General features: G+C 65.2%; 24 protein-coding genes and 3 pseudogenes. 14 read left to right on the top strand and 13 right to left on the bottom strand.

Going from position 1 to position 25,853, the window contains the following annotated elements; all coding sequences use genetic code 11:
* Positions 1-224 precede the first annotated feature (224 nt).
* From gmk to AKN84_RS37665, 9 genes and pseudogenes are all read right to left on the bottom strand, one after another.
* The gene (gene gmk / locus AKN84_RS37705; protein ID WP_050425468.1) at positions 225-878 is read right to left on the bottom strand and encodes a guanylate kinase; all 654 of its coding nucleotides are present in this window, start codon (positions 876-878) and stop codon (positions 225-227) included.
* Between the two features lie 3 nt (positions 879-881).
* Complete coding sequence (locus tag AKN84_RS37700) at positions 882-1,769, bottom strand: YicC/YloC family endoribonuclease (protein WP_050425465.1); 888 nt, start codon at positions 1,767-1,769, stop codon at positions 882-884.
* A gap of 214 nt (positions 1,770-1,983) precedes the next feature.
* Positions 1,984-3,243: an endolytic transglycosylase MltG gene (mltG, locus tag AKN84_RS37695; RefSeq protein WP_050425464.1), complete on the bottom strand. Its 1,260-nt coding sequence runs from the start codon at positions 3,241-3,243 to the stop codon at positions 1,984-1,986.
* Between the two features lie 225 nt (positions 3,244-3,468).
* Positions 3,469-4,732, bottom strand: a pseudogene (fabF, locus tag AKN84_RS37690) (beta-ketoacyl-ACP synthase II).
* A gap of 96 nt (positions 4,733-4,828) precedes the next feature.
* Positions 4,829-5,068: an acyl carrier protein gene (locus AKN84_RS37685; RefSeq protein WP_002716125.1), complete on the bottom strand. Its 240-nt coding sequence runs from the start codon at positions 5,066-5,068 to the stop codon at positions 4,829-4,831.
* Positions 5,069-5,357: 289 nt separating this feature from the next.
* Positions 5,358-6,094: pseudogene (gene fabG, locus AKN84_RS37680) on the bottom strand (3-oxoacyl-[acyl-carrier-protein] reductase).
* A gap of 18 nt (positions 6,095-6,112) precedes the next feature.
* Entirely contained in the window at positions 6,113-7,066 is a 954-nt protein-coding gene (gene fabD / locus AKN84_RS37675; RefSeq protein WP_050425463.1) for an ACP S-malonyltransferase, read from the bottom strand.
* Positions 7,067-7,290: 224 nt separating this feature from the next.
* Positions 7,291-8,316, bottom strand: coding sequence for a fatty acid desaturase family protein (locus AKN84_RS37670; protein ID WP_050425462.1), 1,026 nt, complete (start codon positions 8,314-8,316; stop codon positions 7,291-7,293).
* Positions 8,313-9,029: a TetR/AcrR family transcriptional regulator C-terminal domain-containing protein gene (locus AKN84_RS37665; RefSeq protein WP_050425461.1), complete on the bottom strand. Its 717-nt coding sequence runs from the start codon at positions 9,027-9,029 to the stop codon at positions 8,313-8,315. The genes AKN84_RS37670 and AKN84_RS37665 overlap by 4 nt, the downstream gene beginning before the upstream one ends.
* A 339-nt stretch (positions 9,030-9,368) precedes the next feature.
* Between AKN84_RS37665 and rpsF the strand changes: the two genes are divergently transcribed.
* The 4 genes from rpsF (at position 9,369) to rplI (ending at position 11,834) form a co-directional block, all read left to right on the top strand.
* A complete protein-coding gene (rpsF, locus tag AKN84_RS37660; protein WP_024581463.1) occupies positions 9,369-9,839 on the top strand; it encodes a 30S ribosomal protein S6 in 471 nt (156 codons plus the stop codon).
* 6 nt (positions 9,840-9,845) lie between these two features.
* Positions 9,846-10,085 carry a 30S ribosomal protein S18 gene (rpsR, locus tag AKN84_RS37655; protein WP_016844287.1) on the top strand — a complete coding sequence of 80 codons (240 nt, stop codon included), beginning with the start codon at positions 9,846-9,848 and terminating at the stop codon, positions 10,083-10,085.
* Between the two features lie 126 nt (positions 10,086-10,211).
* Positions 10,212-11,180: a DUF2232 domain-containing protein gene (locus AKN84_RS37650; RefSeq protein WP_050425460.1), complete on the top strand. Its 969-nt coding sequence runs from the start codon at positions 10,212-10,214 to the stop codon at positions 11,178-11,180.
* 51 nt (positions 11,181-11,231) lie between these two features.
* Entirely contained in the window at positions 11,232-11,834 is a 603-nt protein-coding gene (gene rplI / locus AKN84_RS37645) for a 50S ribosomal protein L9 (RefSeq protein WP_050425458.1), read from the top strand.
* Between the two features lie 40 nt (positions 11,835-11,874).
* On the opposite strand, the gene AKN84_RS37640 is transcribed toward rplI, so the two are convergent.
* The 3 genes from AKN84_RS37640 to AKN84_RS37630 all read right to left on the bottom strand — a co-directional run bounded on the left by AKN84_RS37640 (position 11,875) and on the right by AKN84_RS37630 (position 13,990).
* Entirely contained in the window at positions 11,875-12,336 is a 462-nt protein-coding gene (locus AKN84_RS37640; RefSeq protein ID WP_050425457.1) for a PaaI family thioesterase, read from the bottom strand.
* A complete protein-coding gene (locus AKN84_RS37635; protein ID WP_050425456.1) occupies positions 12,333-12,938 on the bottom strand; it encodes a TetR/AcrR family transcriptional regulator in 606 nt (201 codons plus the stop codon). Before AKN84_RS37635 ends, AKN84_RS37640 begins: the two co-directional genes overlap by 4 nt.
* Positions 12,939-13,048: 110 nt before the next feature.
* Positions 13,049-13,990, bottom strand: coding sequence for a hypothetical protein (locus AKN84_RS37630; protein WP_050425455.1), 942 nt, complete (start codon positions 13,988-13,990; stop codon positions 13,049-13,051).
* A 258-nt stretch (positions 13,991-14,248) separates the two neighbouring features.
* Between AKN84_RS37630 and AKN84_RS37625 the strand changes: the two are divergent.
* Positions 14,249-15,501, top strand: a pseudogene (locus tag AKN84_RS37625) (cyclopropane fatty acid synthase).
* Between the two features lie 20 nt (positions 15,502-15,521).
* On the opposite strand, the gene AKN84_RS46555 reads toward AKN84_RS37625, so the two are convergent.
* The gene (locus tag AKN84_RS46555; RefSeq protein ID WP_244485700.1) at positions 15,522-15,842 is read right to left on the bottom strand and encodes a hypothetical protein; all 321 of its coding nucleotides are present in this window, start codon (positions 15,840-15,842) and stop codon (positions 15,522-15,524) included.
* A gap of 448 nt (positions 15,843-16,290) precedes the next feature.
* Here AKN84_RS46555 and AKN84_RS37620 point away from each other — a divergent pair, with 448 nt between their 5' ends.
* The 9 genes from AKN84_RS37620 (at position 16,291) to radA (ending at position 25,812) form a co-directional block, all read left to right on the top strand.
* Positions 16,291-17,793, top strand: a complete 1,503-nt coding sequence (locus tag AKN84_RS37620) for a replicative DNA helicase (RefSeq protein ID WP_050425454.1) — start codon at positions 16,291-16,293, stop codon at positions 17,791-17,793.
* A gap of 51 nt (positions 17,794-17,844) precedes the next feature.
* Positions 17,845-19,164 (top strand): alanine racemase, encoded by a 1,320-nt coding sequence (gene alr / locus AKN84_RS37615; RefSeq protein ID WP_050425453.1) that lies wholly within the window; start codon positions 17,845-17,847, stop codon positions 19,162-19,164.
* A gap of 18 nt (positions 19,165-19,182) precedes the next feature.
* Positions 19,183-19,953, top strand: coding sequence for an exodeoxyribonuclease III (locus AKN84_RS37610; protein WP_050425452.1), 771 nt, complete (start codon positions 19,183-19,185; stop codon positions 19,951-19,953).
* A 339-nt stretch (positions 19,954-20,292) separates the two neighbouring features.
* Positions 20,293-21,096: an outer membrane protein gene (locus tag AKN84_RS37605; protein ID WP_050425451.1), complete on the top strand. Its 804-nt coding sequence runs from the start codon at positions 20,293-20,295 to the stop codon at positions 21,094-21,096.
* A gap of 126 nt (positions 21,097-21,222) precedes the next feature.
* Positions 21,223-21,948: a sulfite exporter TauE/SafE family protein gene (locus tag AKN84_RS37600; protein WP_050425449.1), complete on the top strand. Its 726-nt coding sequence runs from the start codon at positions 21,223-21,225 to the stop codon at positions 21,946-21,948.
* Positions 21,949-22,316: 368 nt separating this feature from the next.
* A complete protein-coding gene (locus AKN84_RS37595) occupies positions 22,317-22,592 on the top strand; it encodes a hypothetical protein (RefSeq protein ID WP_244485699.1) in 276 nt (91 codons plus the stop codon).
* A gap of 262 nt (positions 22,593-22,854) precedes the next feature.
* Positions 22,855-23,463, top strand: coding sequence for a hypothetical protein (locus AKN84_RS37590; protein WP_050425447.1), 609 nt, complete (start codon positions 22,855-22,857; stop codon positions 23,461-23,463).
* Positions 23,464-23,580: 117 nt separating this feature from the next.
* Complete coding sequence (locus AKN84_RS37585; RefSeq protein WP_050425446.1) at positions 23,581-24,252, top strand: HAD family hydrolase; 672 nt, start codon at positions 23,581-23,583, stop codon at positions 24,250-24,252.
* A gap of 78 nt (positions 24,253-24,330) precedes the next feature.
* Positions 24,331-25,812, top strand: coding sequence for a DNA repair protein RadA (radA, locus tag AKN84_RS37580; RefSeq protein ID WP_050425445.1), 1,482 nt, complete (start codon positions 24,331-24,333; stop codon positions 25,810-25,812).
* Positions 25,813-25,853 lie beyond the last annotated feature (41 nt).

Raw genomic sequence — 25,853 nt, 5'->3', positions numbered from 1 at the left:
GGGGAGAGGTCGGATTGCGAAGCAATCCGGGTGAGGGCTCTTGCTCTCTCGATAGACCGTAATCCCTCACCCGATTTGCTGCGCAAATCGACCTCTCCCAAGGGAGAGGTGAACCTTCGACGCCGTTCCAGCTCAACCTAATCTCATCAGGCTTTAGTGCTGGTTCCGGAATAAGGAAATTAGACGTGATGCGACCCCTTGCGATCGCATCACGATCGCGCGGGCTACTTCTCGAGCTGACGCTGCAGGCCACGCACGAATTCGGTGAGGCCAGTGCGGCGCTCACGCTTGAGACGCTCGGCTTTCAGGATCGACTGCACCTCGGCAAAGGCGTCGTCGACATTCTGATTGACGACGATGTAGTCGTATTCCGCCCAGTGGCTCAACTCATGACTGGCGCGGTTCATCCGTCCGCGGATGACGTCTTCCGAATCCTGCGCCCGCGTATGCAATCGCTTCTCGAGATCGGCGGCCGACGGCGGCAGGATGAACACCCGCACGACGTCGGCGCTGGCTTTCTGGTGAAGCTGTTGGGTGCCCTGCCAGTCGATGTCGAACAGCACATCCTGTCCGACCGATAGCGCCGCCTCCACCGGAGCGCGCGGCGTGCCGTAGAGATTGCCGAACACGGTCGCCCATTCGAGCAGTTCACCCTGCTCGACCATGTTCTCGAACTTCTTCTTGTCGACGAAGAAATAGTCGCGGCCCTCGACTTCGCCCGGCCGCATCGGCCGCGTCGTCGCCGACACCGACATCTTCAGGCCCGGCTCGCGTTCGAGCAGCATGCGCGACAGCGTCGTCTTGCCGGCGCCCGAGGGCGACGACAGGACGAACATCAGTCCGCGCCGCTCAACGCCGTCAAAACCCTGCGCCGTCATCATTCACTCCAGATTCTGGACCTGTTCGCGGAATTGCTCGACCACGTTCTTCATCTCCAGCCCGGTATTGGTCAGCTCGACATCGTTCGACTTCGAGCAGCAGGTGTTGACCTCGCGATTGAACTCCTGGGCGAGGAAGTCGAGCCGCCGCCCGACCGGGCCACCCTTGCCGATCATCTCGCGCGCCTGGCCGATGTGGGAGGCGATGCGATCGAGCTCCTCGCGGATATCGGCCTTGGTGGCGATCAGGATCGCCTCCTGGCTCAGCCGGTCGGCATCGAAGCGATCGGAGGTCTCCAGCAGCGCCGCGATCTGCTCGGCGAGCCGGTCCTTGATCGCCTCGGGCTTGCGGCCGGGCGCCGTCTCGGCGCGCTTGGCGAGCTTCTCGATCTCGTCCATCCGCTGCATCAGGATCTGGCCCAGCGCATCGCCCTCGCGGCGGCGCATCTCGACGAGGCTGCCGAGCGCCTGCTCGAAGGCCGTCGCCGCCGCCTCGCGCGCCGCCTTGTCCTCGTCCTCGCTGCTCTCGGGCTCGACCACCTCGATGACGCCCTTGATGCCGAGCAGGCCGTCGATGCTCGGCGCCACCGCGTCGATCCGCTGCGCCAGCTCACCTGCGACCTTCACGACGGCCGCGAGCACGTCCTCGTTGATGCGGATCGCCTGCGCCGCATCGGTGCGCTTGACGGTGAGATTGGCATAGACCGTGCCGCGCGACAGCAGTTCGCCGGCGCGCTTCTTGGCCAAGGCTTCCAGTTCGTCCCAGCCCGGCGGCAGCCGCAACCGCAGGTCAAAGCCCTTGGCGTTGACCGATTTCAGCTCCCACTCGAACGTATAGGGACCGCTTGCGCCATGGCTCCGGGCAAAGCCAGTCATGCTCGACAGCGCCATCGCGTAAAACTCTCCAACAGAAGGATATGGGACCAACCCGGAGCCTTCGAGACTCGTGGGCGGCGGTTACGACCTTAAAACGGATTCCGTGAAAGTGGAATTACGTCCACCTTCGGGAAACGCAGAGCTAAGGCATGATCCGGAGACCTGTGAAGCAGTCTTCCGAAAGATCATGCCCAAACAAGAAGCTAGAGCGCGATGATCGCATCGCGCTTTAGCGCTGCACGACCGGCGGCGAATTGGTCTGCTGGGCTGCGCCCTGGCGACCGCTGCGCGGCGGCTTCTTTTGATTGGTGGGCTTCGGCGGCGTCGTCGCCGTCGGATTGGTGTCGGCTGCCCCGGGCGCTGCGGCGGCAGGCGCCGGATCATCCGCGGGCTCGACGGTGTCGTTCTGGATCTGCTTTTCCGACGCACGCAGCTTGGCGACGTTCTTGGCGTGCTGGTCGTAGGTTTCGGTAAAGGCGTGGCCGCCGGTTCCGTCGGCAACGAAGAACAGGTCACGGGTGCGCGCCGGATTGGCCGTCGCCTCCAGCGAGGCGCGGCCGGGATTGGCGATCGGTCCGGGCGGCAGGCCGTCGATCACATAGGTGTTGTAGGGCGAGGGCTGCGTGATCTCGCTGCGCTTGATCGGACGTCCCAGCGTGCCCTTGCCGCCCACCAGCCCGTAGATGATGGTCGGATCGGATTGCAGCTTCATCCGCTGCCGCAGGCGATTGACGAACACCGCGGCGACACGGCTGCGCTCGTCGGCGCGGCCGGTTTCCTTCTCAACGATCGAGGCCAGCGTCACCAGCTGGTCCGGCGATTTCAGCGGCGTGTCGGTGTTGCGGCGTTCCCAGATCTCGGCGAGCACGCGCTTCTGCGCCTGCTGCAGGCGCTGGATCACCTGGTCGCGCGTGGTGCCGCGCGGGAATTTGTAGGTCTCCGGCAACAGCGTGCCCTCGCGCGGAATCTCGCGCACCGAGCCGGTGAAGATGTCGTTGTCGGAGAGCCGCGTCACGATCTGCTCCGAGGTCAGACCTTCCGGAATCGTGATGGCGTGCTGCACCACCTTGCCGTCGACGATGGTGGCGATGACGTCGCGCAGGCTCGCGTTCTTCTGGAACGAATATTCGCCGGGCTTGAGGTCGGAGCTCGCCTTCAGCGCAAACACGCCACCGATGAAGACCCACGGATTGACGTTGATCACGCCCTCGCGCAACAGCACGTCGGCGATGTCGCGCTTGCCGGCACGCGCCGGGATGTTGACGATCTTGTCTTCCTGCAGCGGTCCCGGCGATTCCAGCGCCTGCTTGCCGTAGTAGTAGGTCGCTCCGGCGCCGAGCATCAGGATGATCAGGATGGTGAAGATGGCATTGCCGACGATCACGAAGGGATTGCGGGCACGATCCGAGCGCTTGGGCGGCGGCGGAACCTGTTCGGGCTCCAGCGCGGCACGTGGACTCCTTGGTGAAATGGGCGGCCTCTCACTCATCGATGCAAACCAATATCCTGCCGGTTGAATCGTGGCCGGACAAACCCCTGCCCTGCCAATAGCATACGCCCGCTATTAGGAGTCACCGCGGAATACGGCAAAACGGTGGACTAGTTCTAAAGTCCCGTTCCGACTGAATCGGAACGGGACTTTGGATGCTTGTTCTGACGCGTTTTCTTCACGCGAACCGGTACCCACTTCGCTCGAAAACGCTCCAAAGACCTACTAATTGGTCACGCGCTGCACGATCACGGAGGCGTTTGTGCCGCCGAAACCGAAGGAATTGGACAGCGCCACATTCACGTCACGCTTGCGCGACGTATGCGGCACGAGATCAATCGCGGTTTGCACCGACGGATTGTCGAGATTGATGGTCGGCGGCACCACGTTATCGCGAATCGCCAAGATCGCGAAGATCGCCTCGATCGCGCCGGCCGCACCGAGCAGATGTCCGGTCGCGGACTTGGTCGACGACATCGAAACCTTCGAAGCCGCATTGCCGAGCAGACGCTCGACGGCACCGAGTTCGATCTCGTCGCCGACCTGCGTCGAGGTGCCGTGCGCGTTGATGTAGTCGAGATCGGATGCCGCAAGGCCGGCGCGCTTCAGCGCCATGCTCATGCTGCGGAAGCCGCCATTGCCGTCCGGCGGCGGCGAGGTGATGTGGAAGGCATCGCCCGACAGGCCGTAGCCGGTGACCTCGGCGTAGATCTTCGCGCCACGCCGCTTGGCGTGCTCGTATTCCTCGAGCACGAGAACGCCGGCGCCCTCGCCCATCACGAAGCCGTCGCGATCCTTGTCGTAGGGCCGCGATGCCTTTGTCGGGTTGTCATTGAAGCCGGTCGACAGCGCACGCGCCGCACAGAAGCCGGCGATGCCGATGCGGGAGATCGGCGATTCGGCGCCGCCCGCGACCATCACCTCGGCGTCGCCGAGCGCGATCAGCCGCGCCGCGTCGCCGACCGCATGCGCGCCGGTCGAGCACGCCGTGACGACCGCATGGTTGGGGCCCTTCAGGCCATGCTCGATCGAAACGTAGCCGGACGCCAGATTGATCAGGCGGCCCGGAATGAAGAACGGAGAGACCCGGCGCGGTCCACGCTCCTTCAGCAGCACCGCGGTCTCGGCAATGCCGGTGAGGCCGCCGATCCCGGAGCCGATCATCGTGCCGGTCGCGAACTGGTCCTCGTCGGACTTCGGATGCCAGCCGGCATCGTCGAGCGCCTGCTTGGCCGCGCACATCGCGTAGACGATGAAATCGTCGACCTTGCGCTGGTCCTTCGGCTCCATCACTGATCGGGATTGAAAGTGCCGTTGGAGCCGTCGCGCGCGGAATGTAGCAGGCGACCTGGCTCGGCAGGTCGGACACTTCGAAGGTGTCGATCTTCTTACCGCCGCTGTCTCCGGCAAGGATGCGCGCCCAAGTTGCGTCAACGCCGCAGCCGAGCGGTGTAAGCATGCCCAGCCCCGTGACGACAACTCGTCTCATTTCCACGTCTCCGGCCAGCAATGCGCGGCTAATAGTAAGAAGCCGGGGGACCGCTCGATCGCGGTCCGTCCGGCCCCGTCAACTTCGCGATCGGCGTCAGCTCTTCGCGTTCTTCTCAAGAAACTTGGTCGCGTCGCCCACGGTCAGGATCGTCTCCGCCGCGTCGTCGGGAATCTCGCAACCGAACTCTTCTTCGAAAGCCATCACGAGCTCGACCGTGTCGAGGCTGTCGGCGCCGAGGTCATCGATGAAGCTCGCGCTATCGACCACCTTCTCGGGTTCGACACCAAGGTGCTCGACCACAATCTTCTTAACCCGCTCGCCAATCTCACTCATCGTTCAACCTCGTTGTTCCATTGGACCCGACCCCAAGACGATACGAGCCATCGTGGTCGTCTCGATTACTCAGTCGCGCATAGTCTTGATTCGGCCCGGTCGTAGCCGACTAAAGCCCCGGCGAACGGCAGGCGTCGCCACGCCAATATACAGGGTTTCAAAATCCTGCAATGGCGTTCTTCGCCCATCCACGGGGGGTTCAGCTACCATACTTCCAAAGCCTTGACTACACGCCTGAACCGGCTCCCGAAAACGGCTTTTCGCCGCATTGCGAGAACCGGCAAGTAGCTCAAATCATGGCCATCCCGCCGTTGACGTGAATCGTCTGTCCGGTGACGTAGGCGCCTCGTTCGAGGCCAGATAGACCGCTGCCGCGGCGATATCCTCGGGCGTTCCGAGCCGCGCCGCAGGAACCTTGGCCAGGATGGTTTCGCGCTGCTTGTCGTTCAGCGCATCCGTCATCGGCGTCTTGATGAAGCCTGGCGCGATGCAGTTGGCGGTCACGCCGCGCTTGGCATATTCGGCACCCAGCGTCTTGATCAGGCCGATGATGCCGGCCTTCGACGCGGTGTAGTTGCCCTGCCCCGGATTGCCGGTGACGCCGACGATCGAGGTGATCGCGATGATGCGGCCGAAGCGCTTGCGCATCATCAATTTGGTCGCCGCGCGCGCGAGGCGGAAGGTCGCGGTCAGGTTGACCGCGATGACGTCGTCCCAATCCTCGTCGCGCAGCTGCACGAACAGATTGTCGCGGGTAATGCCGGCATTGGCGATCAGGATGTCGACCTGCCCCATCGCGGCTTCCGCCGCAGGCACCAGCGCCTCGACGTCGTCCTTGCTGGAGAGGTTGCACGGCAGCACGTGAACGCGCTCGCCGAGCTTGGCCGCGAAGCCGTCCAGCACCTCGCGCCGCGTTCCCGAAATCGCAACGGTTGCGCCCTGCGCATGCAGCGCCTGGGCGATCGCGCCGCCAATGCCGCCGGTTGCGCCGGTGACGAGTGCGGCCTTGCCAGTCAGATCAAACATCGAATTCCCCTCCCGGCTTTAGGCCGACGCTGCCAGCGCATCCTTGGCCGCAGCAATATCGTTCGGACCGCCGACGGACACGCCGACCGCGCCATCCGCAATGCGCTTGACGAGGCCGCTCAGCACCTTGCCGGCGCCGATCTCGAAGAACCGCGTCACGCCCTGCCCGGCCATATAGGCAACCGACTCGCGCCAGCGAACGGTGCCCGTGACCTGTTCGACCAGGCGGCGGCGGATCTCGTCGGGATCGGTGATGGCGGAGGCCAGCACGTTGGAAACCAGCGGCGCCGCGGGCGCCTTGATGGTGACGCCGGACAGCGCCTCTGCCATCGCATCGGCCGCCGGCTGCATCAGCTTGCAGTGGAACGGCGCCGACACCGGCAGCAGCATGGCGCGCTTGGCGCCCTTGGTCTTGGCGATCTCGACCGCGCGATCGACCGCCGCCTTGTCGCCGGAGACCACCACCTGACCGCCGCCATTGTCGTTGGCGGCCTGGCAGACCTGGCCCTGCGCCGCCTCATTGGCAACCGCGACCGCCGCCTCGTAATCGAGACCGAGCAGCGCGGCCATCGCACCGGCGCCGACCGGCACCGCCTTCTGCATCGCAAGCCCGCGGGTGCGCAGCAGCCGCGCGGTGTCGCTGACGGTCAGGCTGCCGGCGGCGGCGAGCGCCGAATACTCGCCGAGCGAATGCCCGGCAACGAACGCCGCGTTGCGGCCGACCGAGAAGCCGGCTTCGCCCTCGAGCACGCGCAAGGTGGCGATCGAGACCGCCATCAGGGCCGGCTGGGCATTTTGGGTGAGCTGCAGCGTCTCGCCCGGACCATCCCAGATGATCGCGGTCAGCTTCTCGCCGAGCGCAGAATCGACCTCGTCGAACACCGCCTTGGCGACCGGAAAGGCGTCGGCCAGCGCCTTGCCCATGCCAACCGCCTGCGAGCCCTGCCCGGGAAACGTAAATGCTGCCGTCATCGGCGATCCCTACCTTGTTGAGCGTGATCTCCGCGCAGGCGCCAATGCGCCTGCCGCAGGGGAAAACGGTATCCGCGTTGCGCGAAACGCGCCACAGCGGGCCCGGGCCAATCTCCTGCACCAAGTGGTGCAACCGGCCTCAGACCGGGCCGTAAGACACCGTTGGGGGGCGCGATGTCAAGCCGCGTGGGCGGAACCCTTGGGGATGCCGAACCGGTCCGGCCCTAGAATCCGCCGGCATTCTGGTCGGCGTTAACCTTGGCGCCGGCCCTCGCCCGGCGGGCGCTGTTGACCAATTGCCCCGGGCGATCCTCTTGGGCGGGCCTGGCGGTCGCCAGCCGTAGCACCGCGGCGTAGCCCGGCTGCACCTCCATCCGGTCAGCATAGCGGCTTCCGCTCAGGATACGGTGGACACGCGGCAGGTTGTAGCAGGGCACGTAGAACAGCAGATGATGTTCGAGGTGATAGTTCACGTAGTACGGCGCGATGAACAGCCGCTCGAAGACATTGGCCCGGGTGGTGCGGGTGTTGCGCAGGGGATCGGAGCTATCGGGCACCACGGCATGCTCGGCGATGTTGCGGATGCGCGTGATCACCATCATCCAGGTCAAGAGCGGCACAAGCCACAGCAGCGGATAGGCCCACCACACGCCGGCGGCGGCAAGGCTCGCGAACAGCAGCGCGTTGGTGACGCATTGCGGCCCGAGCTTCTGCCAGAAGTTTGCGGCGCGCTGCGACAGCGGCCACTCATTCGGCCCGATCGCGTTGAGCAGTTGCGCCTTGCGCTGCTGGTAGCCGGTCTGTCCTGTGATATCGCGGAAGAACTTCCGGCGGTAGCTCATCCTGGTGATCGGGAACGGCGCGGACAGCACGAGATCCGGATCGTCCTCCTGCTGCGTGCGCGCATGGTGCTGCAGATGATAGCGGCGATAGCCGCGGGTTTCGGCGAAGATCGGATAGGCGCAGAACCACTGGCTCAGCGTGAGATTGGTCTTCTCATCCGCTGAAAGGCAGCCGTGTGCGCCGTCATGCATCAGGATCGCAAGGCCGAGCTGGCGCGAGCCGATGATCGCGACCGCAAGCAGATAGGTCAGCGGATTGGGCCACCACGCAACCAGCGCGATCGCGCCCAGGATCAGCGCCCAGGCGTGCACGATCAATGCGACGCCTTTCCAGGTCGTGCGCTCCCGCACCGCCACCAGTTCATCTTCGGTGAGGAAATCGCGGGCTCGCATGCGCAGCGCGGTCATGAGCTTGTCTCCCCGTCCGTTGAGGGTGCAGTGTCGCGATCGCCGACCAGGCGCAGCCGCGTCGCATCATTGGTCGAACTCGATGTTGCGGTTGCCTGCTCGCCGAGTGCGCGGAGCAATTCGCGGCACATCTCCTTGGAGCCGCGGCCCATCGCAAAACCTTCGACGATCACGCCGATCGCAATCGCCCAGAACCGTCGCGAGCTCTCTTCCGGCGCGCGCAGCGAGCGCCAGCCATGCCGTTCGACCTGGCCCGCATAGGCGCGTGCGCCTTCGCTGTGCAGGCGCTCGATGGTGCGCTCGACCAAGGGCGCGAGATCCTGCCGGCGCCGCGTTAGGGTCAGGGCCTCGGCGAAGAAGGCGACCGTGTCGGTCGCGGTCACGGTCTCGGCCAAAGCGTGGGTGTATTCGCGCGGCGTGCGCGCCGTCAGGGCGGCCTGCTCGGTCGCGCGCGCGAGGTAAAGCATGTCGCGGCTGGCGGCTTCGACGAACAGCGCTTCCTTGGTGCGGAAGTAATAGGTGATCTGGCTTGGAAAGGCGTCTGCCGCGGCGGCGATATCGGAGATCGACGTGCCCGAGAGCCCCCGCTCCTTGAACAGGCGGCTGGCGGCATCGAGCAGCAGCGAACGCATCTTGCGCCCCGCCGACCGCGTCGCGCGGACCGCGTGCTTCGGATCGGACGCAGACATGCCGCTGGCGGTCTCCGAACCCATCAATCATCCTCCCGAGGAAGTTTGTATGACATACAAACAAAGAAATCAACAGGGAACCGGGCAAGGTTGCACCTGATGGCCTGGAGGGCTACGACCTCCCCGCAAATCCGGACGCCACGAACCCTTGCTTTCGCGGCCAAAATCCGTATAAGCGCGCCATTCGTGGGCTCCGGCCGGGAGCTGAACGGACGGTCTCAGCAAACTCACCCGTTGATTTTGATGTGGCAGGGCCAGTCGGCCCGTCGTCCCGTGCTCCCGCCTTCTGAGCAGCTCGAGTCCTTTCCGAAGGTCTCGAAGGGCTTGTCGCCGGAAACCGCGCCAACACAGGAAAGGACAACCATGCCTCTTTATGAGCATGTTTTTCTCGCGCGTCAGGATGCGAGCACCCAGCAGGTGGATGAACTGACGGCCCAGATGACGGGCATCGTCGAACAGGGCGGCGGCAAGGTCACCAAGACCGAGAGCTGGGGCGTGCGCTCCCTCACCTACCGCATGAACAAGAACCGCAAGGCGCATTTCGTGCTGATGAACATCGACGCTCCGTCGGCTGTCGTCACCGAGATCGAGCGCCAGGAGCGGATCAACGAAGACGTCATCCGTTACCTCACCGTGCGCGTCGAAGAGCACGAGGAAGGCCCGTCCGCGATGATGCGCAAGGCCGACCGTGATCGCGAGCGCGATGACCGTGGTGGTGGCTTCCGTGGCGACCGCGAAGGCGGCGGCTTCCGTGGCGACCGCGAGGGTGGTGGTTTCCGTGGCGACCGTGGTCCGCGCCGTCCGCGCGACGAAGAAGCTGCGACCGAGGAGTAATGAATCATGGCTGATGCTGGTGCCCGCCGTCCGTTTTTCCGTCGTCGCAAGTCCTGCCCGTTCACGGGCGCGAATGCGCCGAAGATCGACTACAAGGATTCCAAGCTGCTGATGCGTTACGTCTCCGAGCGCGGCAAGATCGTGCCGAGCCGCATCACGGCCGTGTCCGCCAAGAAGCAGCGTGAGCTCGCCCGCGCCATCAAGCGCGCGCGCTTCCTCGGCCTGCTGCCTTACGTCATTCGCTAATTGACGACGGCCGGCGGCATGTGCCGCCGGCCGCTTCTTCTCATAAGGCTTCCGGGTCGTCCGGTCGCCGATGGTTGGGGTTCTCGAAGCAGGACCCCTAACCGCTCAAAGGGGGCGGGACAGCTGATGATCGGAATATTCACTGTTGCACTCGCAGCCGGCGTCGCGTCGGCGCTGATGTTCGCCTCGATCACTTCGGGCGCGGCGATCTCGATGGTGCTGTTCTATCTGGCACCCCTGCCCGTGATGGTCACGGCGCTCGGCTGGGGCCCGCTCGCCGCCGCAATTGGCGGGATCGGCGCGGCGTCCGCACTCGGCGTGATCTTCGGACTTCCCTACTGCATCGCGTTTGCCATGATGGTCGCCCTGCCCGGCTGGTGGCTCGGCCACCTCGCGCTGCTCGGACGGCCGGTCGAGGGCGCAGCCGGCGATGACGCCACCCAGCAACCGCCTGTGCTCGAATGGTATCCGGTCGGCCGTATCCTGCTCTGGATCGCGGCTTTTGCCGTGATCACCACGACCGCGACGCTGCTCACGCTCGGCTCGGATAGCGATACCATCGCCGGCGCTTTGCGCCGCGGCCTGCTGAAGGTGCTCAGCACCGGCGACGGACAAGCCAGCGGTGAGATCGAACGGCTGGTCGAGATGCTGGTGATCCTCGCGCCGCTGGCCGCAACGATCCTCTCGATGGTCACGCTGACGCTCAATTTGTGGCTGGCCGGCAAGATCACGCAGACCTCCGGGCGGCTCAACCGACCCTGGCCCGAGCTGCGCAGCACCGCGCTGCCCGCCATGACGCTGGTCGCGCTGCTGGTGGCGGCGGCGCTCAGCTTCGTCGGCGGCATGCTTGCGCTGCTCGCCCAGATCATCACCACGGCGCTCGTGATCGGCTATGCGCTGGTCGGCTTCGCGGTCCTGCACACGCTGACACTGTCGCTCAACAGCCGGGGCTTCTGGCTCGGCGGCATCTACGCCGTCGTCGTCATGTTCGGCTGGCCGATCGTGGCCATCTTCGCCCTCGGCATCGCCGACGCCGTGTTCGGACTGCGCCAGCGCTACCTGCAAACTAGACCGCCGCCGTTGCCCGCGGCCTGAGCTTCGAACCAACCACTTAAACCCGTACTTTGCATCTAAAGGAGAACGAAAATGGAAGTCATTCTGCTCGAACGCGTCGCCAAGCTTGGCCAGATGGGCGAAGTCGTGCGCGTCAAGGACGGGTTCGCCCGCAATTTCCTGCTGAAGCGCGGCAAGGCGCTGCGCGCGACCGAGGCGAACCGCGCCAAGTATGACGGCATGAAGGCCGAGCTCGAGGCCAACAACATCAAGGCCAAGGGTGAAGCCAGCGTGGTCGCCGAGAAGATCGACGGCCGCGACATCATCATCATCCGCCAGGCCTCCGAGTCCGGCCAGCTGTTCGGCTCGGTCACGGTGCGCGACATCGTCGCTGCGCTCGCCGCCGACGGCGTGACCGTGGCCCGTCCGCAGGTCTGGCTCGACTCGCCGATCAAGGTGATCGGCGCGCAGAAGGTGACGATCGCCGTTCACCCCGAGGTCGAGACCAGCGTCACCGTGACGGTCGCCCGCTCCGCCGAAGAGGCCGAGCGCATCAAGCGCGGCGAGGACATCTCGACCCGCCAGGAAGACCAGGACGCTGCTGCCGAAGCGCTCGCCGCCGCCGGCGAATTCTTCGATCCGGAAGCCCAGCACGACGACGAAGCTGCGCCGGCTCCGGCCGCCGAAGAGAAGTAAGCTTCTCTCCATCGCCTTACCGACTGAAGCCCGGCCTCGATCAGGCCGGGCTTTGGATTCGTGCCGCCGCGTGATCGTCGAACATCGCGATCGATGCCAGGGCAGTCGCCGTGTGCTTCTCCTTGCCGTCGATGATGCAGAACACGTCGGCTGCAACGACCGCGACCTGACGTCCGGGCTTGATCACGCGCGCCCGGCAGATCAGCCGATCGCCAGACGCCGGCGACAGCAGATTCAGCTTGTACTCGGCCGTCAGAGCCGGCTGGCCGCGCGACGTCGCCGCTGCAATCGTGGTGGCGTTGTCGACCAGGAATGCCGTCACCCCGCCGTGAAACAGGCCGTGCTGCTGCAGCAGTTCCGGCCGGCGATCGACCGCGAGCGTGCATGTTCCGCGCGACAGCTCGGCCACTTCAGCACCGACAAGACCCATGAAACCCTGACGGCCGACATTGTCGCGTATCCGCGTTTCGATCGGCGCAAAATCCGGATCGGTCTCGTTCATGACGTCCCTCCTGTTCGCTCCGGCGCACCCGGCGCCACCACCGCGCGGATCGCGCAGGCGATCAGCGTCTCGGCCTGTTCGCGCGGATCGCCGCCTTGGCGGCCCGACAGATAGGCGCGGCAGAAGATCTGCGCCGGCCCGATGATCTGGCTGAAGAACAGCACAGCGCTCATCGGCAGCAGATCGCCGCGCGCGAGCAGTGGCGCGCGCCAGCGCTCGATGCCGTCGGTGAGCCGCGAATTCTCGGCGCGCTGCGCGCCGCGCACCTCCGCGCTCCACTCGCTGCGTGAAATCTCGAACAGGAAGCGCGCCTCGCGCCTGGAGGTCACGACCCAATCGAGATGGGCGTGGATCAGCCGCGCAACGCCCTCGCTGGCGCCGCAGGTCTCGTCGACCGCGGCGATGATCGCGGCGTGATAGGCCTGCAGGATCTCCAGGAACAACGTTCCGGCGAGCTCCTTCTTCGAGGTGAAGAAGTGGAAGAAGCTGCCGTTGGACGCGCGGGCGCGGGAGCGGATCTCGGCCACCGTCGCGCCCTCGAAACCGTCGCGGTCGAACACCGCCAGTCCCGCCGCCAGCAGATCTTCGCGCGCCGTGCTCACTGCGTCTCCTCGACGTATCCCTGGCCTTTCTGGCTAGATCAACACTCTAGAGTTTTACTCTAGTGGCAGTCAAATGAATACGCCGGACCAAACAGGCCCGGCGTCGGCAGTTACTTCGAGCTTGGCGCTTCCGGCGTCCCGGAGCCTGACGTCGTCGGAGGCGGAGGTGGCGGGGGTGCGGCCGCGGTCACCGGCGCGGCGGGCGCCGGTGTGGGAGATGCCGCAGCGGCGGGCTCGGGCGCGGCGGGCGCAGGAGTGACCTGCGGAACCGGGTCGTTACGCACAGCAGGCTCGCTGCTCTTCGGCGCATCGAGCTTGGCCGCGTCGGGCTGACTTGCGGGCTTCGCCGCCGGCTTCTCAGCCTCGCCCTTGTCTTCGTGCTTCACGGCCGTCTGGGCCTTGGGCTCGTCGCCTGCGGACTCGCCCTTCGGCGTTTCCTCGGACTTCGGCTCCTCGACCGGCTTGCCGCGACGGCCGTGCTTCTGCCGCGACGGCCTGCCCTCGCCGGCAGCTTGCGGGGTCTGGCCGTCGTCCGGCTTGGCTCCCTCCGGCGTCTCGCTCGGGCGCGCCATGCGCTTGCCGCGGTGAGCGGGACGTCCTTCGGGATTCAAGCCATCGGCGTCGGGCTTCGCCCCTTCCTTGGCCCCTTCCTGCGGCGCTGCACTCTGGTGCTGCCGGCGAGACGGACGCTCGGCCGGCTGGTCCGGAGACTGGTTCGCCTCCTGGCGGCCATCCCTCGCGCCCTGCTTGGAGCCCTTGGGCTGATCCTTGGCCTGGTAGCGCGGATCGCTGGCGCCGTTCGAAATCAGATAGGACGACAGCACGCCGGCCATGTCGCTCGACGTCGTGTAATGCTGGCGCAGAAAGCCCGGCAGCGAACCGGCCGGCACCGTCTTCAGGAGGCCGCGCGGGCTCTTGTGGCAGGCCGTACAGGTGCTCCCGAAAATCTGGGAGGGGCTCTTGCCGGCCTCGAGGTTTTGTGCACGCGCCGATCCGGCCGACAGGCCAATCAGAAGCGCCACCGTCGCCAGACTGAGGGCTCGGCTCAACATTCCTTAAGTCTCCAAATTCCGGAAAAATTGCCGCCTGCGCCTCATGGATCGGCCGCGGCGGTCACCTTGTAGCCGATTATCACGCGAATGGAAGCGCGCGCATGACGCATCCACGCAATTGTCACATTTTGGAATATCGGCTTTGACGCCAACGCAGTAGCGGCCTTTAATTCCCTGCCTATGTTGAGATTGGGGACACATTGGAGTGATCAGCTCCGGTGGTGTCGGTGTGCAGCTTGCCGTTCCGTTGGTGTTTCGATGGACCGATTGTTGCGATACTTCTTGGGGCGCTTCATCCGCCGTGGCTCGATCACGTTCACGACCGCGAGCGGCGCTCAATTCAGCTGTGGTGACGGCACGGGAGTTCCGGTCGCCGCACGATTCATGTCCAGAGCGGCCGAAATCCGCATTCTGATCGATCCCGAACTGTACCTCGGCGAAGCCTTCATGGACGGCACGTTCGTGGTGGAGCAAGGCACCATTGCCGACGTGCTGGCCGTCCTGATGGGCCAGGCGGCCATGTTGCCGAACTTCGCCAGGCTGCAGGCCTGGCTGCGCTTCCTCGGACGGCGCGCCCAGCAGATCAATGCGCGCGGCCGCTCCAGGAGCAACGTCGCCCGCCACTACGATCTCGACGGCCGCCTCTATTCCCTCTTCCTCGACGCGGACAAACAATACAGCTGCGCCTATTTCGAGACGCCGGACGCGACGCTGGATGACGCCCAGCTCGCCAAGAAGCGCCACCTCGCCGCAAAACTCCTGATCACGCCCGGCCAGCGCGTTCTCGACATCGGTTCCGGCTGGGGCGGCCTCGGGCTCTATCTCGCCGAGATGAGCGGCGCCGACGTCACCGGTGTCACGCTGTCGACCGAGCAGTTGCAGATATCCACGCCCGGGCGGCCGAGCGGAACCTGGCGCAATCGGCGCGTTTCCTGATGCAGGACTACCGCGACATCCCCGGCCCATTCGACCGCATCGTCTCGGTCGGCATGTTCGAGCATGTCGGGGTCGCCTACTACGAAACCTTCTTCAAGCGCTGCGCCGAGCTGCTGAGCGATGACGGCGTCATGATGCTGCACTCGATCGGCCGCTCGACCGGTCCCGACGTCACCAGCCCCTGGATCCGGAAATACATCTTCCCCGGCGGGTATATTCCGGCGCTCTCCGAGGTCATGCCGGCGATCGAGAAGGCCGGATTGCTGATCTGCGACATGGAGATCCTGCGCCTGCACTACGCGGAGACCCTGAAGGCGTGGCGCGACCGCTTCATGGCGCGGCGCGAGGAGGCGGTGCGGCTCTACGACGAGACCTTTGCCCGGATGTGGGAATTCTACCTGGCGGCCTCGGAGATGTCGTTCCGCGTCCAGAACATGATGAACTTCCAGCTGCAACTCACCAAGCGCCAGGGCGTGGTGCCGATGACCCGCGATTATATCGGGCGCGAGGAAGGCCGGCTGCGGCTCAGGGAAACCGGCGCCGCAAAGCCCCGACTGCAACTCGCCGGCGAGTGAATCCGCGACAACGGGTTTTGCTAGTTGCGCAGGCTGAAAGCCGACCCGCAATGGGCGAAGCTTGGGGCTGGACGCGCCAGATGCGCGACGGCGGCGGAAACCAGCCTCACATCGCAGGGAACATTCCGGATCTCCGGACGGGCCGCCTGCTCCATCGCGTCGACAAGCGCCACCAGCCAGCGACGGTCGGTACCGCCCGCCCGGCCAAGCCCTGATCGTGCTGTCTGAAACTCTTGAGCCATCGACCCCGTATCTTCCCTGAGCGAGGACAACCCGGAATCGGCCGGGTCGTTCCCGCGAAGCTGCCGCAAAGAAAATGCGGCAGATGTGATCTGCTTCACAGAGGTCCGTTCCGGGCTGTCGTAGTGATCCGGAATGACCCGAGAAACGCATCAGACGATGTTGGACCCGCAGCGCGACCTCGTGACCGACTACGCCTTGATCGCAACTGGCGTGGCCGCCGCCTTGATCGCGCTGGCTTTCCTCATTCTGGTCTGAGCAGCCGGGGCCAGCACCAACCTCGCTGTTGATTGGGCGCTGCAACCGCAAAAAAGGTTCAGGCCGCGCCGAACTTTTGCCAACGCCATCGCGGACCGGCCGCCTTCCGCCCGATTCCGGGCAAAACCCCGTCAAGCGGAATGCATCCAGCGGTCCCGGATTCCCACATCGCGTTGTGTGAATCGTGCATAAGAAACATCCGATCTTTCGCTTCGCGCCGGGCTGGCGCTTGATCGCCGCCCCACAGCCGAAAATCTCAGTAACGACGAAATCAGAAGAATAAGCTCGTCCATGGCCTTGATTGATTCGAACGTCCACAAGCTCGCGCCCGATGCCGCATCCCCGACCTATCGGAGTGCGCCGCACAACATCGAAGCTGAGCAGAGCCTGCTGGGCGCGATCCTGGTCAACAACGACGCGTTCTATCGCGTCTCCGATTTCCTCGAGCCGAAGCATTTCTTCGAGCCGCTGCACCAGACGATCTACGAGACCGCGAGCTCCCTGATCCGGATGGGCAAGGTCGCGACCCCCGTCACTCTGAAGACGTTCCTGCCGGCCGATACCGACATCGGCGGGATGACGATCAGCCAATACCTCGCCCGTCTCGCCGCCGAAGCGACCACCATCATCAACGCCCAGGATTACGGACGTACCGTTTATGACCTGAGCCTGCGGCGCAATCTGATCCAGATCGGCGAGGACATCGTCAACGTTGCCTACGATGCGCCGGTCGATTTTGCGCCGCGCGCGCAGATCGAGGATGCCGAGCGGCAGCTCTACAGCCTGGCTGAAACCGGCCGCTACGACGGCGGCTTCCAGCGCTTCGCACAAGCGCTGACGATCGCCGTCGACATGGCGGCCAAGGCATTCCAGCGCGACGGCAAGCTGTCCGGCATCTCGACCGGCCTGCGCGACCTCGACGCCCGCATGGGCGGCCTGCAGCCGTCCGACCTCATCATCCTCGCCGGCCGCCCCGGCATGGGCAAAACCTCGCTTGCCACCAACATCGCCTACAACATCGCCAAGGCCTATGAGGGCGAGGTCCAGCCGGACGGCACCACGAAGGCGATCCACGGTGGCTCGGTCGGCTTCTTCTCCTGCGAAATGAGCGGCGAACAGCTCGCCACCCGTATTCTCGCCGAACGCACCGGCATCCCCTCGAGCTCGATCCGCCGCGGCGGCATCTCCGAGCTCGACTTCGAAAAGATCCGCGATTGCTCGATCGAGCTGCAATCGCTGCCGTTCTATGTCGACGAAACCGGCGGCCTTTCGATCTCGCAGCTCACCGCGCGCGCCCGCCGCCTCAAGCGGCAGAAGGGCCTCGATCTGATCGTGATCGACTACATCCAGCTGCTGCAAGGCTCGGGCAAGAAGGGCAACGACAACCGCGTGCAGGAAATCACTGAGATCACGACAAACCTGAAAGCGCTGGCGAAGGAATTGAACGTTCCGATCATCGCGCTGTCGCAGCTGTCGCGTCAGGTCGAAAACCGCGACGACAAGCGGCCGCAACTCTCCGACCTGCGTGAATCCGGTTCGATCGAGCAGGACGCCGACGTCGTGATGTTCGTGTATCGCGAGGAATACTACCTCGCGAACAAGGAACCGCGTCCCGGCACCCCCGAGCACGAGAAGTGGCAGATGGAAATGGGGCTCGCCCATGGCAAAGCCGAAGTCATCATCGGCAAGCAGCGCCACGGCCCGACCGGCACGGTCGATCTGCACTTCGAGGCCAGCGTGACGCGGTTCGGCGACCTCGCCCCCGATGGCCAGGTTCCGGATCGCGCCTATTGATGATCCCGCGGCGCGGTTGAACGGCGCAAGCCCCGCGCGTACAACTGCGCCATGAACATCGTGACCGACGCGAAATCGCAGCTGACGCCCGAAGCCAGTCTGCTGGCGGCCCACCCGACCGCCACCGGCATCCTGACCGTCGACCTCGACGCCATCATCGCCAACTGGCGCAAGCTCGAGAAGACCGCGGTACCGGCGGAATGCGCCGCCGTGGTCAAGGCCAACGCCTATGGCTGCGGCGCCGAGCAGGTGTCGCGGGCGCTGGCCAAGGCCGGCTGCAAGACCTTTTTCGTCGCCACCGTCGAGGAGGCCGCCGTGGTGCGCGCGGCCGTTCCGCAGGCAACGGTGTATGCGCTCGGCGGTTTCTTCCAGCAGACCGGCGACGCCTACGCCAAAATCGACTGCAAGCCGGTCATCGGCGATCTCAACGAACTCGCCGAATGGGACGTGTTCTGCCGCCGCTCCGGCTGGTCCGGCGGCGCCGCCATTCACATCGACACCGGCATGAACCGGCTCGGGCTTACCGTGAGCGAGGCGCAGGGCATCATCCCCCGCATCAATGCCGGCGACCACGGCATCACGCTTGTGATGAGCCACCTCGCCTCCGCCGAATTGCTCAACAGTCCCGCCAATGCCAAGCAGCTTGCGAGCTTCCGCGAGATCGCGAGCCTTTTCACCGGCGTGCCGGCCTCGCTGGCGAATTCCTCCGGCGTGTTCCTCGGCGCCCAATTCCAGTTCGAGATGGTGCGGCCCGGCTGCGCGCTCTACGGCGTCAATCCGACGCCGGAGGCCGACAACCCGATGCAGCAGGTGGTCGACCTCAAGGCGCGCATCGTGCAGATCCGCAACATCGATCGCGGCGAGACCGTCGGCTATGGCGGCACCTGGACCGCGCGCCGGCCGACCCGACTTGCGATCGTCGCGGCCGGCTATGCCGACGGCTATTTCCGCGCCGCCAGCGCCAATGACGGCACCCGCGGTGCCGAGGTCGTGGTCGCCGGCAAGCGTTGCCCGATCGCCGGCCGCGTCTCGATGGACCTGATTGCGGTCGACGTCACCGACCTCGACAAGAACGCGGTCCGGCGCGGCCACATGGTGACGCTGATCGGCGAAGGCATCACGGTCGACGAGGTCGCACATCATTTCGGCACCATCGGCTACGAGGTGCTGACCAGCCTCGGCCGCCGCTTCGTGCGCATCTACAAGGGCGGCGATGCCGTCGCCGCGAACGACACCGTCGCCGTGAAGAGCGACGCAGCCGCCGAGAAGAGCGAGCCCGCCGCCACGCCGGCGGCGCCTCCCGCCTTGCCGACGGCAGCGCCCGCTGCACCGCCGCCATTGCCTGCCGAGCCGTCCACACCGGTCACCTGACCCGATCGATCGTCGCGCATGAAGATCGCGACCTTCAACATCAACAACGTCAACCGGCGGCTGCCGAACCTGCTGCGCTGGCTGAAATCGGCCAAGCCCGACGTCGTCAGCCTGCAGGAATTGAAAGCAAGCGACGCCGAGTTTCCCCAAGCTGCGATCGAGAAGGCCGGCTACGGCGCGGTGTGGCGGGGGCAGAAGACCTGGAACGGCGTCGCCATTCTCGCGCGCAACGCCGAGCCAGTCCTGATCCGCACCGCCCTGCCCGGCGACGCCGGCGATCACGAGGCGCGCTACATCGAGACTGCGGTGCGCGGCATCGTCGTGACCAGCCTCTATCTGCCGAACGGCAATCCGCAGCCCGGGCCGAAATTCGACTACAAGCTGGCCTGGTTCAAGCGGCTGCGCGCGCACGCCGCCAAGCTTCTCAAGCAGGACGTCCCCGTGGTGCTGGCCGGCGACTACAATGTCGCGCCGACGCCGTTCGACATCTATCCGACCCGCTCCTGGGACAAGGATGCGCTGATCCAGCCGAAGAGCCGCGCCGCGTTCAAGGCGCTGGTCGACCAGGGCTGGTGCGATGCGATCCGCACGCTGCATCCGGACGATCAGATGTTCACCTTCTGGGACTACAAGCGCCAGCGCTGGCCGCGCGATGCGGGCCTGCGGCTCGATCATCTGCTGCTCAGTCCCGCAGTGGCGCAGCGGCTTCAGAAGGCCGGCGTCGACCGCGACATCCGCGGCGAGGAAGGCGCGAGCGATCACGCGCCGGCGTGGGTGGTGTTGAAGTGATGGGTGGCGTCACGCCTCGTGACAATCAGCATGGTGTCGCGACGCGGACTGGATGATGCCGGCACACACCGCCGTCGTCCTGGCGAAAGCCAGGACCCATAACCACCGCATTTGATTGTGAACGGGATTGCGGCCCCAGCGTCGCATACCGGCTAATGCTTGGGGTAATGGGTCCTGGCTTTCGCCAGGACGACGTCAAGATATGGATCCGCTTTCGCATGCCTCTCGGTCGCTCGAACGCCCGCGAATGCGGCCGGATGTGGCGGACCGGGTACAGCCGGAGGTCGTGCAAATCGACTAGGCTGGCATCGATTTGATTTCATGCATTTGGGTCTGCCCATGAAGACGTATTTCGTCGCCGCATCCATGCTTGCGCTCGGCATTGCCAGCGCCTCCGCTGCCGACCTCGCAGCCCGCCCGTACACCAAGGCGCCGCCGATCGTTGCCGCCGCCACTGACTGGAGCGGCTTCTATATCGGCGCCAATGGTGGCGGCGCCTGGAGCCGTAAGTGCTGGGACATCGTGCCCTTCACCATCACCAATCCGGCGCTCGGGGCCGTGAATTTCACCGGCCCCGAAGGTTGCCATACCGCCAGCGGCGCGACCGCCGGCGGCCAGATCGGCTATCGCTGGCAGCAGGCGGCCTGGGTGTTCGGCGTCGAGGCGCAAGGAAATTGGGCCGATCTCTCCGGCTCGAACCCATCCACAGCCCCGCTGTTCGCGGGCTTCGCCAACCGCTCGAAGATCGACGCCATCGGCCTGTTCACCGGACAGCTCGGCTATTCCTGGGGCGCGTTCCTGCTGTATGCGAAGGGCGGTGCGGCCGTGGTGAGCGATCGCTACGAGAGCTTCATCACGCCGGCATTCGGCCCCGGCGTACCGGTCGGCTTCATCGCCGATCACGGCAGCGAGACGCGCTGGGGCGGCGCGATCGGCGCCGGCGCCGAATATGCGATCGCGCGCAACTGGTCGCTGGCGGTCGAATACGATCATCTGTTCATGGGGACCAACACCGTTCGCATGACCTACGATCCCGCTTTCATCGCCGCGATCAACCACGACGAACGCATCCGCCAGGACGTCGACATGGTGACGGTGCGCGTCAACTACCGCTTCGGCGGCCCGGTCGTCGCGAAGTACTGACGCTGCGTTTGACGGCACGTCCCTGGTTCGGGCGCACCCTTGCGCCGCGCTGAACCCTGAGGCCACACTGCGCCACGGCTTCCGTCACGCATGCGGCGTGGCTCGGGATCGCGTCGTGGAGTGCGCGTGGGCTTTCTCTTCGTCCTCATCGTCGGCCTGGTCGCCGGCACCATCTCCGGCATCGTCGGCACCGGCTCGTCGATCATGCTGATGCCGGTGCTGGTCTATCAGTACGGGCCGAAGCAGGCGGTGCCGATCATGGCGGTCGCCGCCGTGATGGCCAATCTGTCGCGTATCCTGGCGTGGTGGCGCGAGGTCGACTGGCGTGCCTGCCTCGCCTACTCGATCACGGGCGTTCCGGCCGCGGCCCTCGGCGCGCGCACCCTGCTCGCACTGCCTTCGCGCGCGGTCGATATTGCGATCGGCATGTTCCTGATCACGATGGTGCCGGTGCGGCACTGGCTCGCCAAACACAAGCTCAAGGCCAATCTCTGGCATCTGATAATCGGCGGCGCGCTCATCGGATACCTCACCGGCATCGTGGCCTCGACCGGCCCGCTCAGCGTGCCGCTGTTTCTGTTCTACGGCCTCAACAAGGGCGCGTTCCTCGCCACCGAAGCGGCAAGCTCGCTCGGGCTCTATGTCAGCAAGTCGGTGACGTTCGAACGATTCGGCGCGCTGACGCCTGATATCGCACTGAAGGGCCTGATCGCCGGCGCCTCGCTGATGGCTGGCGCCTTCATCGCCAAACGTTTCGTGCTGCAGATGAAGCCGGAATCGTTCCGCCTGATCATGGACGGCATCATGCTCGCGGCGGGCACAGCACTGCTATGGTCGGCAATGGCGGCGTAGGCTCGCGGGCATGTCGTGATTTTACGGGGGTCGACGCGCCTCGACGTCGTACTCCGAAAGAGCCGTGTTGGGCGCCCGGTTCCCGGTGTTATCCGGATTGCCACCATCCGGCGACTGCGTTTATGACAAGCTCATTACTTGCACTCGATCGTTTGCGGACAAGAATTTGCTCTAGCAGGCATCACGGGATTTATCGACGACCCGGATGCGAATCCCCAGGAGTCAGGCAGCACAAGGTGCGTAATCGCGCGCGCACCTCGACGTCTGATGTCGGCCTGACGGATTCGGGATCGCAAGTCGAAGCATTGAGACGAGCGGGTTGTCGAAATCCGACAGGCGAGAAAGGCAGACGCGCGATGCGCAAGATGATGATCACGACCGCGGCGGCGGTGACGTTCGCTGTTGCTGGCTCTGCGTTGTGGCCGACAGCAAAGCCCGACGTCGAGCACTTCGGAGACAGCGTTTACGAAACGATCTGGGTCTGGCGCATTCCAGCCTACGCGAACAATCCGTCGTGGCGGGTTCGCTGGAGCTGGAGCGATCCGCTGCGCGCGCAGGCAAGATGCTGCCGCGCTTTGCCGACGGGCTCGGTGCTGCGCGAGAATCCGCCGCTGCTGCTGTCCGGGCGAGACATCCGCGTCTAGAGCATGATCCGGAAAAGCGCGAAGCGGTTTTCCGAAAAGATCATGCTTAAGCAGGAATCCAAAGCGCGACATCTTCATCGCGCTTTAGACGCAGCGGCCGAGAGCAACATTCGGGTTCCACGCGCCAGGGAGCATTTGATTCAAATTCTCGTTTTAGTTGAGCTTACTTTTTATCCTTAACCAGAAACACGATCTTTAATTTACATCTACAAGGTGTGGTTTACCTTGTCTCCACGAGCACAGCGGAGACAGGGACAACAAGATGCGTCAGCTAAGCCTTACCCTGTCGCTAACTTTCCTTCTGGCAGCACAAGGCTTGAGCTTCGCCGCGGACGATACGAAACCCGGCCAATCGACTGTCGCCGCAGACCGCGTCGCATGTTCCCTTCAGCCGAAAGCCGTGGAACCGTCCGATCCGTCGTCGACCTCGGCGATACCCCACATCGAAAAATTCGTCGCGAAAGAGCATTTCAAGGAAGACATCGCGTCGAGCGCTCCGGTCAAGATTTCCTGGCTGGGCGCGACATTTGCAAAGCGCTTCGCGAACATGGTCGAGGACGATGCCGGCGGCGCATCGTTGCAATCCTACGACCTGAGCGGCACCTCGGCCGACAACGAGATCCTGGCCAAACTGGGTCAGGGCCACGAGAGCCGACTGGCCGATATCTGGTGCGCGTTGAAGCAGCAGCCCAACGGCAGCAGCGGCTCCCTCGAGATCAGCTCCAAGCCGAATGTGTTTTACGTTCGCGATATCGCCGGAGAGCTTGCTGCCGTCGACGTGCTCTGGGGCGGCGTCGGGTGGGAGATCGGGGCAAGCCCGGTGAGCGACAAGCCGCGATGGCCGGCCGGAACACGGGTCTTCTCGCGCTGATACCCATCCTGCCGCTCTGAGGCAGCGCGCGGCGCTGAGACAGTCTGCAACAGAAAGTGTTGCGCGCATGGCGGCCCGGTTCTGCTAGGACGACGTCGTCTGCTTGGGGCTACGCGCTTGGGCGCATTGATCTTCGACTTCGACGGCGTGATCGCCGATAGCGAGGCCATCGCCAACACCGTGCTGGCGAAGACCGTCAGTGATCTCGGACATCCGACCACGCTCGATCAGGCGCTCAGTCGCTATTCCGGCAAACGCTGGGTCGATGTCATCGCCGAGATCGAGGCCGCGATCGGAAGACCGGTGCCGACCGATTTCCTGGGCACGTTCAACCGCGCCACGCTGGACCGGCTTCGCAGCGACCTCAAGGAGGTCAGCGGTGCCACCGACTTCATCCGAAAATTCTCCGACATCCCGCGATGCATCGCCTCATCCAGCTCGATGGAGCGCCTGCAATTGTGCCTCTCGGTGCTCGGACTGGAAGCGGAGTTCGACGGCCGCGTCTTCAGCGCCGACATGGTCGCGCGCGGCAAGCCGCATCCCGATATCTTCCTGCTTGCCGCCGAACAGCTCGGCGCAAGTCCCGGCGCGTGCCTCGTCATCGAGGACAGCGCCGGCGGCATCAAGGGAGCGGTGGCGGCCGGCATGACCGCGATCGGCCTGTGCGCCGCGAGCCATATCCGCGACGGGCACGACGAAGTCCTGCGCAACGCCGGCGCGGTACATCTGGCGACCTCGTGGCGCGAAGTGGAGCAGATCGCCCGGCATTTCTTCCGGATAGCTGGGTAATCCATCGAGCATGTCGCTCGTATCAGGCTTTCCGTGCTAAGCAGCCGTGCATCGTCGACCACGCTACTCACCTGCTTCATGGCCAAATCCACCCTCTCCTTCGTCTGCCAGAACTGCGGCGCGGCGTATAATCGCTGGCAGGGCAAATGCGACTCCTGCGGCGAGTGGAACACGCTGGCCGAGGAAGACACCACGGGTTCGGTGCCGGTCTCGATCCGCAGCAAGCGCAAGGGACGGACGTTCGCGCTGGAATCGCTGTCCGGCAAGACCCAGGCCGCGCCGCGGCTGTCGTCCGGCATGACCGAGCTCGATCGCGTCACCGGCGGCGGCTTCGTCCGCGGCTCGGTGCTGCTGGTCGGCGGCGATCCCGGCATCGGCAAGTCGACCCTGCTGACCCAGGCAACCTCCATGATGGCGCGCGCTGGCCACCGCGCGGTCTACATTTCAGGTGAAGAAGCGGTCGCGCAGGTGCGGCTGCGCGCCGAGCGGCTCGGACTCGCGGACGCGCCGGTGCAGCTCGCCTCTGAAACGTCGGTCGAGGACATCGTCTCGACGCTGTCGGAAGGCGCGGTGCCGCGGCTGATCGTGATCGATTCGATCCAGACCATGTGGACCGACACCGTGGAATCGGCGCCGGGCACCGTGACCCAGGTCCGCGCCTCCGCGCAGGCGCTGATTCGCTTTGCCAAGAAGACCGGTGCCGCCATCATCCTGGTCGGCCATGTCACAAAAGACGGCCAGATCGCCGGTCCCCGCGTGGTCGAGCACATGGTCGATGCGGTGCTGTCGTTCGAGGGCGAAGGCTCGCAGCAGTTCCGCATCCTGCGCTCGGTGAAGAACCGTTTTGGCGCGACCGATGAGATCGGCGTGTTCGAGATGACCGGGCTCGGCCTACGCGAGGTCACCAATCCCTCGGAATTGTTCCTCTCCGAGCGCGAGCTCGGCAGCCCCGGCACGGCCGTGTTCGCCGGCATCGAGGGCACCCGCCCGGTGCTGGTCGAGTTGCAGGCGCTGGTGGCGCCGACCTCGCTCGGCACGCCGCGCCGCGCCGTCGTCGGCTGGGACCCGAGCCGGCTGTCGATGGTGTTGGCGGTGCTGGAAGCGCATTGCGGCGTCAAATTGTCCGGACATGACGTCTATCTCAATGTTGCCGGCGGGCTGCGGATCCAGGAGCCGGCCGCAGACCTTGCCGCGGCCGCCGCGCTGGTTTCCTCGCTGGTCAATGCGCCGTTGCCGACGGATGCGGTCTATTTCGGCGAGATTTCGCTGTCGGGTGCGATCCGCCCGGTGGCGCAGACCCCGGCCCGGCTCAAGGAGGCCCTCAAGCTCGGCTTCGGCCGCGCCATCCTGCCCGAATCGGCCCGCGGCGATGCTGGCGGCGATGCGGGGCTTGCCCTCAACAGCGTCAACAATCTGACCACGCTGGTCGCGGAAATTGCGGCCCGCGGCACGCCCAGAGGCGGCCGGCGCGAGCCGGGCGGCGACCAAAGCGCCCCCCGGGGTACTGATGCGGCTGAGAAAAATGCCACACCGGCCCGATTCCGTCGTGAGACGAGCTAAAGCGGGCGTGACGTCACAGCCCCCCGCCGCTATACATCCGC

Origin of the sequence: Bradyrhizobium tropiciagri, from assembly GCF_001189845.1 — a bacterium.
GTDB classification, from domain to species: Bacteria; Pseudomonadota; Alphaproteobacteria; order Rhizobiales; family Xanthobacteraceae; genus Bradyrhizobium; species Bradyrhizobium tropiciagri.
The sequence above is the reverse complement of the archived record's forward strand: the minus strand, read 5'-3'. Positions and strand labels throughout refer to the sequence as shown.